Annotated in this window: 7 protein-coding genes and 1 pseudogene; 5 read left to right on the forward strand and 3 right to left on the reverse strand. The window is 59.5% G+C overall.

Features of this window, described 5'->3' with window-relative positions:
• The first annotated feature begins 166 nt into the window (after positions 1–166).
• Complete coding sequence (locus tag OQZ28_RS16565) at positions 167–1,630, forward strand: Y-family DNA polymerase (RefSeq protein ID WP_458136666.1); 1,464 nt, start codon at positions 167–169, stop codon at positions 1,628–1,630.
• Positions 1,627–4,794 carry an error-prone DNA polymerase gene (locus OQZ28_RS16570; protein WP_110531865.1) on the forward strand — a complete coding sequence of 1,056 codons (3,168 nt, stop codon included), beginning with the start codon at positions 1,627–1,629 and terminating at the stop codon, positions 4,792–4,794. Before OQZ28_RS16565 ends, OQZ28_RS16570 begins: the two co-directional genes overlap by 4 nt.
• A 153-nt stretch (positions 4,795–4,947) precedes the next feature.
• On the opposite strand, the gene OQZ28_RS16575 is transcribed toward OQZ28_RS16570, so the two are convergent.
• Both OQZ28_RS16575 and OQZ28_RS16580 read right to left on the reverse strand, forming a co-directional pair.
• Positions 4,948–6,192 carry a type II toxin-antitoxin system HipA family toxin gene (locus OQZ28_RS16575; RefSeq protein ID WP_110531863.1) on the reverse strand — a complete coding sequence of 415 codons (1,245 nt, stop codon included), beginning with the start codon at positions 6,190–6,192 and terminating at the stop codon, positions 4,948–4,950.
• Entirely contained in the window at positions 6,182–6,781 is a 600-nt protein-coding gene (locus tag OQZ28_RS16580) for a helix-turn-helix domain-containing protein (RefSeq protein WP_159264400.1), read from the reverse strand. Before OQZ28_RS16580 ends, OQZ28_RS16575 begins: the two co-directional genes overlap by 11 nt.
• A 422-nt stretch (positions 6,782–7,203) precedes the next feature.
• On the opposite strand from OQZ28_RS16580, the gene OQZ28_RS16585 reads away from it, so the two are divergent.
• The 3 genes and pseudogenes from OQZ28_RS16585 to OQZ28_RS16595 form a co-directional block, all read left to right on the forward strand.
• Positions 7,204–7,443 carry a hypothetical protein gene (locus tag OQZ28_RS16585; protein ID WP_034933542.1) on the forward strand — a complete coding sequence of 80 codons (240 nt, stop codon included), beginning with the start codon at positions 7,204–7,206 and terminating at the stop codon, positions 7,441–7,443.
• Entirely contained in the window at positions 7,444–7,578 is a 135-nt protein-coding gene (locus OQZ28_RS16590) for a resolvase (protein ID WP_007396158.1), read from the forward strand.
• Between the two features lie 81 nt (positions 7,579–7,659).
• A pseudogene (locus OQZ28_RS16595) lies at positions 7,660–7,765 on the forward strand (IS481 family transposase); the annotation flags it as partial.
• A 32-nt stretch (positions 7,766–7,797) separates the two neighbouring features.
• On the opposite strand, the gene OQZ28_RS16600 reads toward OQZ28_RS16595, so the two are convergent.
• Entirely contained in the window at positions 7,798–9,237 is a 1,440-nt protein-coding gene (locus OQZ28_RS16600; RefSeq protein ID WP_458136665.1) for a DUF6880 family protein, read from the reverse strand.
• Positions 9,238–9,438 lie beyond the last annotated feature (201 nt).

Here is a 9,438-nt window from a genome sequence, read left to right on the forward strand (position 1 = left end):
TGGGACAAAGCCGCAGCTTCTGCGGGCCGCAAGACGCTCAATCTGTCGAAACAGGCTCGTGCCGCCTGATCGTTCCTTTATTGTTCATGCCAAACGTTGTTTAGCGTACCATCCACACGATGGCCTCTACCTGCCGCTCTGGCCGACAGACCGGCTCAGGAAGCGGCTGGGAACCGACGCGCCCGCGCCTGACCGCCCGCTGGCGCTCGTCGGACGGGAAGGGCGGCGACGGGTCGTGCTATCGGTCGATCTCGCCGCCCGCAGGCTGGGCCTGCGTCCCGGCATGCCTGTCGCGAAAGCGCAGGCGCTCCATCCCGATCTGCTCATCATGGATGCCGACCCGGACGGTGACCGGGCAGGGCTGGAGCGGCTAGCGCTGTGGTTCCAGCACCGCATCGCTCCCATCGTGGCCCCCGATCCACCCGACGGCATCGTGCTGGATACGACCGGTGCCGATCACCTGCATGGGGGCGAGGCCGTCATGCTGGAGAACATGGTCACCCGCCTGAAGAAGTCCGGAATGACGGCCCGGGCCGCGATTGCCGATACATGGGGTGCCGCCCATGCGCTGGCGCGCTATGGCCGGGGACGTATCACCCTCGTGCCGCCCGGTGAGACGGCGGCAGCGATTGTCGACCTGCCCATCGAGGCCCTGCGCCTGCCAGAGGATATCATTGATGGCCTCCATGGGCTGGGCGTGTCACGCATCGGCCCGCTGGCCGGTATGCCGCGCGCACCGCTGGCCCTGCGCTTCGGCCTGGATGTCGCCCGCAGGCTGGACCAGGCTTTCGGGCGGCAGGCGGAAGCCATTGTCCCGGTCCGGCTGCAGGCGCCGGTGCAGGTCAGCCGGAACTTTGCCGAACCGATCAGCGCAGCCGAGACCATTGCCCGCTACATCACCAAACTCGTGCCGCCCCTGTGCGCCGGGTTGGAGGAACGCGAGCAGGGCGTGCGCCGCCTCGACCTGCTGCTGCACCGGGTGGACAGCCGAACCGAGGCCGTCCGTGTGGCTACGGCCATGCCGGTGCGGGACGTCAGACGCCTGACCCGTCTGCTCTGTGACAGGATCGAGACCATCGATCCGGGCTTCGGGATCGAGCGCATGGTGCTGACCGCGTCGCTGGCCGAGCCGATCCTGCACCGCCAGGGTGTCTCCGCCCTGATCGAGGAAGAAGAGGCCGACGTCTCCGACCTGATCGACACCCTGGCCAACCGCGTCGGCACACAGGCCCTGTATCGCTTTGCCCCGGTGGAAAGCGACGTGCCGGAACGGGCTGTCTGCCGCGTGCCCGCACTCGCACCCGAGGACGGAAAGGAGTGGCCGGATCACTGGCCACGCCCCACGCGCCTGTTGCCCCGTCCCGAGCCGATCCAGACCATGGCCGTGTTGCCCGACCATCCGCCGATCTTCTTCATCTGGCGTGGCATCCGCCGCCGGATCAGATGCGCTGATGGCCCCGAGCGGGTCTTTGGCGAATGGTGGAAGGGCGATGCCGAACTGACCACCGTGCGGGACTATTTCCGGGTGGAAGATACCAGCGGCGAGACATTCTGGGTTTACCGGACCGGGGATGGCGAACATGGCGAGACCGGTTCGCAGGGCTGGTTCCTGCATGGTCTCTTTGAATGAGCGTGGCATACGCCGAACTGCAGGTGACGACGTATTTCTCGTTCCTGCGCGGCGCATCCTCACCAATTGAACTGTTCGAGCAGGCGAAGGCCCTTGGCATTGAAGCGCTGGGCATCTGCGACCGTAATTCCCTGGCGGGCATGGTGCAGGCCCATGTCGCGGCCAAAGAGACCGGCATCCGCCTGGTCGTGGGCTGCCGTCTCGATCTGGCCGATTTTCTGCCCGTGCTGGTCTATCCGACGGATCGGGCCGCTTATGGCCGGTTGTGTCGGCTGCTGAGCCTTGGCAAGGCCCGGGCCGGAAAGGGGAAATGCCGTCTGCTCTGGGAGGATCTGGTCACATGGGGTGAGGGCCTCCTTGTCATCCTGATCCCGGATACGGCGGATGATGCCTGCGCCCTGCAGCTTCGCAAGCTGCAGGATGCCTTTGGCGACCGGGCCTCCATGGCGCTGACCCTGCGGCGTCGGCCCAATGACCAGATGCGGCTGTATGAACTGGCGCACCTCGCCCATCAGGCGCGGGTGCCAGCGGTCGTGACCAATGACGTGCTGTTCCACACCCACGACCGGCGTATCCTGCACGATGTGGTGACCTGCATCCGCAACCACACCACCATCGACGAGGCCGGGTTTGCCCGTGAGCGCCATGCGGACCGTTACCTCAAGCCGCCTGCAGAAATGGTGCGACTGTTCAGCCGGTATCCCGAGGCGGTGGCCCGGACCACGGATATTGTGGAGCGCTGCCATTTCTCGCTCGATGATCTGGCCTATCAATATCCCGACGAGGTCTCCGTCCCGGGCCAGACGCCGCAGCAGGCGCTCGAAGCCCTGACCTGGGAAGGGGCGGCAGCGGCCTATCCCGAAGGCATTCCGCCCGAGGTCAGGAACATCCTCAACCATGAACTCGCCCTGATCGGGCGCATGGATTATGCACCGTATTTCCTTACCGTCCACAGCATCGTCCGTTACGCCCGCTCGCAGGGCATCCTGTGCCAGGGGCGGGGATCAGCGGCCAATTCCGCTGTCTGCTATGTACTGGGCATTACCGCCATCGATCCGGCACGGACGTCGCTGCTCTTCGAGCGCTTCGTATCCGAAGAGCGCCGCGAGCCGCCCGATATCGACGTGGATTTCGAGCATGCGCGCCGGGAGCAGGTCATCCAGTGGATTTATGGTCATTATGGCCGCAACCACGCAGCCCTTACGGCCGTGGTTACGCGCTATCGTGCGAAGGGCGCGCTGCGCGATGTCGGCAAGGTCATGGGTCTGCCCGAAGACCTGATCCGCACCCTGTCCGGCCAGATCTGGGGTTGGGGGCGCAAGCTGGATGATGACGCGCTGAATGAAACGGGGATCGACCTCTCCGACCGGCGGATCCGGCTGACGCTGGATCTGGCGCGCTGCCTGATCGGCATGCCGCGCCACCTGTCGCAGCATCCCGGCGGGTTTGTCCTGACCCATGACCGGCTGGATGAACTGGTGCCGATCGAACCGGCGGCCATGGACGGTCGCCAGATCATCGAATGGGACAAGGACGATATCGACGTCCTGAAATTCATGAAGGTCGATGTGCTGGCCCTTGGTATGCTGACCTGCATGAAGAAGGGGCTGGACCTTCTGGCCGAACACAAGGGACAGCATTACACGCTGCAGACCATTCCGGCCGAGGATCCGCGGACCTACGCCATGATCCGGAAGGCGGACACGATCGGGGTGTTCCAGATCGAATCCCGCGCCCAGATGTCCATGCTGCCACGTCTCAGGCCCCGGGTGTTCTATGATCTGGTGATCGAGGTGGCCATTGTCCGGCCCGGTCCCATCCAGGGGGACATGGTGCATCCCTATCTGCGCCGGCGGGCCGGGCAGGAAAAGGAGATCTACCCGACGCCGGAACTCGAAAAGGTGCTCAAGAAGACGCTGGGCATTCCGCTGTTCCAGGAACAGGTGATGCAGGTGGCCATGGTGTGTGCCGGGTTTTCGGCGTCCGAGGCCGACCAGTTGCGCCGGGCCATGGCGACGTTCAAGAATACCGGCACGGTCTCGCGTTTCCGCACGCGACTGATCGAAGGCATGACGGCGCGGGGTTATCCCGCGACCTTTGCCGAGCGCATCTTCCAGCAGCTTGAGGGGTTTGGCAGTTACGGCTTTCCCGAAAGCCATGCGGCCTCATTTGCCATCCTTGCCTATTCGTCATCCTGGATGAAATGCGCCCATCCAGATGTGTTTCTGGCCGCCCTCCTGAACAGCCAGCCGATGGGGTTCTACGCCCCGGCCCAGCTTGTGCGCGACGCCCGCGAGCATGGGGTCGAGATCCGGCCGGTCTGCGTCAACGCCTCGCGCTGGGACAGCACGCTCGAAGGCCCGGAGCGGGATGACGGGCTGTTTGCCGTCCGCCTGGGTATGAACCTAGTGAAAGGACTGGCCAACGAGGATGTGGCCCGGATCGTGGCAGCGCGGGGTAACCGGCCCTTTGCCTCGGTCGATGATCTGTGGCGCAGGGCAGGGGTGAAGGGGGCGGCCCTGACCCGTCTGGCCGAGGCGGACGCTTTCCGGCCGGGGCTGGGTCTGGCCCGGCGCGAGGCGCTGTGGGCGATCAAAGCACTACGTGACGAACCCCTGCCGCTGTTTGCCGCAGCCGCCGTCATGCGTGAGGCGGAAGAACCCGACGTGCTGCTCCAGCCCATGCGGGACGGGGCTGAGGTCGCGCGAGATTACAACCGTACCGGCCTAACCCTGCGGGATCATCCCGTGGCGTTCCTGCGCCCAGATCTCGTTGAGCGCGGGATAGTGACGTGTCGGCAGGCCCTGGAGGCCCGGGGCAGAAGCAGCCTGTCGGTGGCCGGACTGGTGCTGGTCCGCCAGCGGCCCGGTTCGGCCGAAGGTGTGGTGTTCATGACGTTGGAAGACGAAACGGCCGCGATCAACGTGATCATCTGGCCTGATATGTTCGAGCGTTTCCGCCGGGTGGTCCTGTCAGGCCAGATGCTGGGGGTTGTCGGGCGGCTGCAGAAGGAAGGGGAGGTGATGCATCTGGTGGCACGCGAGATCGGTGATCTCTCCCACCTGCTGGCCGATGTGGGGAATCGGTCGCTGCAGCCTCTCTCCAACCTTGATCAGGACAGGTCTGTCGAAAATATCTTTGTGAAGGCCCGGAATTTTCATTGAATGTTGTGTCAGAAGGATAATTCATCTTCGCGATGTTCGCTTACGCCTACACATTGGTCATGCGGAGTGCTGGACTGTGTTTCGCAAAGCGGACATCATTGCTTGAAAGTCTTATCTCCGGATCCAGCGGCAATATTCATTCTGCTTCGTTTCTTAGCTGGTCGCCTCGCCTATGATAGGCAGAGTCTTTAGATGGTTGTCGATGACCTTGACTATATGACGGGACATCGGAAGATGCGCCTTCTCGGATGACCATCGATCCATGAAGAGACCGACAGTTTCACGTGCCGTGTCGAGGACCAGCTTTCTCGGCAGCGCGGCCTTGCCGGCGAGGTGAAGAAGTTCCTCTTTCGTGAATTGATCAAACCGTCGCGTACGACTGAAATTCAAGGCCGACTGATCGCCCGGAATGTAGGGAATCGTCGATACGAAGTCATAGGCAGGAGAGAGCTTGGCGGTCCGCTGGTCGGGGTAGATGAGTGACCAATTTTTCAGATGCATATCCCCGTTGCCGATGAGGGTATTGAAAGTCAGGCGACGGATGAACTCGGCAACATCGTTATGATCGGACTCAGCCGCGATCACCGACGCGATGCTGCGGTTGCTTGCTTTTTTGTACTTATCTTCGGAATAGACCCCATAGACCTGAGCAAAGTCCTCGATATGGATGGATGTGCCATCTTCGCGACGATCAAAGCGCTCGATGATAAAAGCCTTGTCTCCAAGCTGGTCGATGCCGTCCGGCAAGTTTTTGATACCGCTAATATCTACCAAGCCGATAGGTGGGACATTGATGCCAACCATGCGAGCAAGCGTCATCATCGAGAATTCGTTTTCAGGGACGCCATGATACTCTCTTGAGGGAAGCTTGACGATCCAACCGCCCCCGATCCCACTTGCTGGAATGGTCAGGCCACCGGCAGCGTCGATGACGGCTGAAAATTTCAACTGAACCCCAGCAAGCGAAAACCGGAGCGCGTTTTCATGGGTGTTTGAGCCCTTAACCTCGACTTGATCATCGAGATCATCAAACAAAGGCCGTGCTTCATCTTCAGCGACCTCGACCGTCACAGCCCCGGGCAGGTCGCGGCCGAGGGCTTGGATCAGGAAGAACTCACGCGTCTCATTGACGCCCGCCTTTTCTGCCAGATAGCTGCGGAGACGACCTTCAGGAAGCAGGTTCGAGAAGAACGGCATGAGCTTCACTTTGATCGGCCTGAAGTCGTTCCGCAACTCTCCATACTGGTCTTTGAAGGACAAACCGAGCGTTTCTCTATCTGCGTTACCAATATAGGCGTCATTGAACGTAAAGATTGATCGTTCATCGCCAAGATGCGTGAGTGTCCCGATCGGTTTGCCATGGAGTTTGACGGTCAGGAAGGAAACATCAGGCATCATCGTCCTCCTCATCAAGAGAGTAGGCCGGACGTGATAGGGTATCTCCGCTATCGGGTAGCGGATCATGTGAAGCCTTGTTGCGGATCGTTCGCATTATTTTGAGGCTTTCATTGAGTGAGACCATCTCTTTTCCTGGACGACCGATCTGCTCAATTATGTGACGCAGTTTTTTCATTTCCTCGAGGTCGAGCATCGATACTCGGAACCGGTGCAAGTCGGAGATAGACTTCTGAAGTCGCTGAAGTCCTTCGAGGTCTGGCATGCTCATTTGGATGCCGCGCATTGTCTCACTGATTCGCTGCATCTCCTTTTGGATTGCAACGACGTCTTTGCGGTTGGAGCTGATCGCATCGCGGCTTAGGGAACGCACGACGGCCACAGCCTTGCGTGGAACAAGAGCAAGCTCCAGATCAAGGGCATGAGCGAGCGCGGCCAAGCTTGAGAGGCGTAGGTCGACAGTTCCTGCTTCGATCCGGGAAATCTGCGCTTGAGGCACCCCAGCCAACTCGCTCAACTCGCGTTGGCTTAACCCCTTGGTTTTGCGCGCCGCTTGCAATCGCTCTGCTATGCCTGTTATGTCGCAGCTCATATCAATGTTCTTTTCTGCATCAATTCACATATATGATGCAGTTTTATATATCAGAATTTTGGGTACCTTTCAAGATTGATATATATATATATATATTTCGATATCAAATAATAATTTTATGTATATTTTGAGGTGGCCCCGTCCGTTCGGACAGTTTTGTGGGCTTATAAGCTATACCCGATTGATGTCATGCCGGCATTTGGGGGCGAACTGGAAATCGTCGCTCGATTCCCCGATCGTGCGGTGAAGATCCGCAATTTCTCCGAATTGAACGCGAAGCGGGGGCGTTTGAGACTTACGCCAGTCCCGCCGATTACCGCTATGACATACGTAAACGCCCGAACACGGGATTTGTGATGTTCCGACCGTGAGTGTTTCGATGCCTCATACCCTGTTTTTTTGCGGAAATGGGAAGTGGCGGCATGGTAAAAGATACGAAACGCAAACTCGGCGGTATCGTCCCGGCCAACGATAACGGGCCGGTCGATCCTGCCGCGAAAGCGCGGTGCGATGAACTGATGTTTGCCCTGGCGAGCGCAATGGGCCGCCAGATCGCCCGCGAAGAGTTCGCCCGTCGGAAATTGGGGCGGGCGGCCAACGACAATTGCCCTCTTCCCGGCCATCGCCCGGACGGGAAGGACAGGCCGGAAAGGGGAGAGTGAATGACCCGCGTAGCTCTTTATGCCCACCATTCGTCCGACAACCAGAGTGCGGCCTCCATCGAGGACCAGTTGCGCCTGCGCGATGAAATGGCCGTCCGTGAAGGCTGGCCCGTCGTGCAGACCTATCGGTGTTGATTTTCACTGAGAACTGATGGCGTGGACGGCTCCCTGTGGTCCTGAGAGGATGCTGAGGAGTTGAATGTCAGTGAAGGAAACCATCATGCGTTCCGTAATGCTGATCACATCAAACCGGCTGATCGTGAACATCATGAAGCAGGTCGACGAACTCCTTGATTACGCCAATGACGTTTCACAACCTGACAGACATTCTGCTGCCCCTATCGCTGTCTTTAATTATTCACCGATCAGCGACCAGAAACCCAGCTTGCGCTTATGCTGCGCTTTCAAGCGGGTCATAAAGGCTTCATGGGTTTCCATGCCGTTTGTCGCTGTCAGCATTTGTGCAAGCAGCCGACAGGAGGCGAGATCCTTCGCCGCATAGGAATAATAGCGGGAAAGCGCCTTATTCAGCACGGCCTCGACCAGCAGGCGGTAAAGAAGGGTCGCCTCATTGGGATACGATTCAGACAGACGATCCGCAGCCGGACGTAGTGTTCCGTAATCACGCCCGTCCAGTTCTGCCGTATGCTCCCGCACGAGACGGGCAGCAGCGTCGAGCGCTGGCCATTTAAGAAGAGTGGAAAGGGCTACGCCCCTGACCGGGAAATTACGGATGTGATTGAGTGCCTGTTCTTCAGCATCAATCGCGTCGTAATCGCTGAGATGGCGTTGATATGCTTGCCAGTGCGGCAGGCTAAGGCGTTCCTGAAAGATTTTCCATCGCAGGGACTGGGCTGTGTCGCGATCGCCCACGGTTTCGCACGCTTCGATCCGAAGATCGTCATTTTCCCAGCGGAACCGGGGCGTCTCCTCAGTCTCCCGGTCGAGCCATTCGAGCGCCTCACGGGCACGCTCCTTGTCCAGCAGGCGACGTGCAACATCGCCGATAGAAGAGGACTGACGTTCACTCAGGTTGACTGCTTCGATATAGGCATCGACGTCACCTATTGCATCGGCCAGATCCTTCAGATGACCGAGGGTCTGCATGCGCGCAAAGTCGGTACGATAGTCTCCCTTCGCATTTGAGGCGGGAAGGTCGTGCAGTCGTGCAAGCAGCGTGCTTCTGAGTATGGCCGCGCCCGGCTTCCCCAGTGCTTCACCGCACGAGACAAGCAGGCGGTCACAGGTGCCATACCCGTCGTTATCGAGAAGTGTGAGCATATCCCTGACAGTGACAGCCGGATCCCGACCAGCCTGTCGTCCCCAGAGGGAGCCAAGATCGGAGACCGCTTCGCGAAACACATCTGACAGGTAACCGGAACTGTCATCAGAGCGCTCATAGACGGAAGGAGCAAGTTCCACGAGAAGACGCATGGCGGAAATGGCCTGCCCGACATCCGTCGTTGCAACATCGTTGAGAATGGATTGCCGTAAGGCATCGAGCTCGGTCGTAAGGGGTTTGATCCGGTCCCAGGGCAGGAATCCACGGGAACGCTGGATCGTTCGCAGCCTCTTTTCGATCTCCTTGCCGAGTTTGTCTTTCGCATGAGTGGCTGTCAGCGCCATGCGCAGCTTCCGGGTGAGCACGGCATCCTGTTCCGACAGTTCGACCAGAAGGTCTGCAAGCCGATCCGCACCAAGGGCTTTCAGATTGTCTTTCGTGACGGTCGTGCCAACTTTCGCGGATGCGGCGGATTTGCGGGTGGCAGGTTTTGTAGAAGGAGTGCGGACCATGAATGCAGATTATGACAGCGACACAGGGGACGCAATCAAAAGCCGTTGTCAGGAAAAAGAGGAAAAAAGCTAGCTGTCAGGTTGTGAAACGTCATTGGGATGATGTAGGGTGGGCAATACCGCGTTACTCTTCATGGTTTTCTTCCGTTTGCAGGGAGACTGAATGATGCTTCAGATCCATCCACAGGCACGCACGACACC

The organism is Komagataeibacter sp. NFXK3 (assembly GCF_054182245.1).

What these genes read in the sequence shown, in the direction of transcription:
- OQZ28_RS16570 (WP_110531865.1), top strand. Translation starts at nt 1,627, where the DNA reads ATGAGCGTGGCATACGCCGAACTGCAGGTGACGACGTATTTCTCGTTC.
- OQZ28_RS16575 (WP_110531863.1), bottom strand. Translation starts at nt 6,192, where the DNA reads ATGATGCCTGATGTTTCCTTCCTGACCGTCAAACTCCATGGCAAACCG.
- OQZ28_RS16580 (WP_159264400.1), bottom strand. Translation starts at nt 6,781, where the DNA reads ATGAGCTGCGACATAACAGGCATAGCAGAGCGATTGCAAGCGGCGCGC.
- OQZ28_RS16585 (WP_034933542.1), top strand. Translation starts at nt 7,204, where the DNA reads ATGGTAAAAGATACGAAACGCAAACTCGGCGGTATCGTCCCGGCCAAC.
- OQZ28_RS16590 (WP_007396158.1), top strand. Translation starts at nt 7,444, where the DNA reads ATGACCCGCGTAGCTCTTTATGCCCACCATTCGTCCGACAACCAGAGT.
- OQZ28_RS16600 (WP_458136665.1), bottom strand. Translation starts at nt 9,237, where the DNA reads ATGGTCCGCACTCCTTCTACAAAACCTGCCACCCGCAAATCCGCCGCA.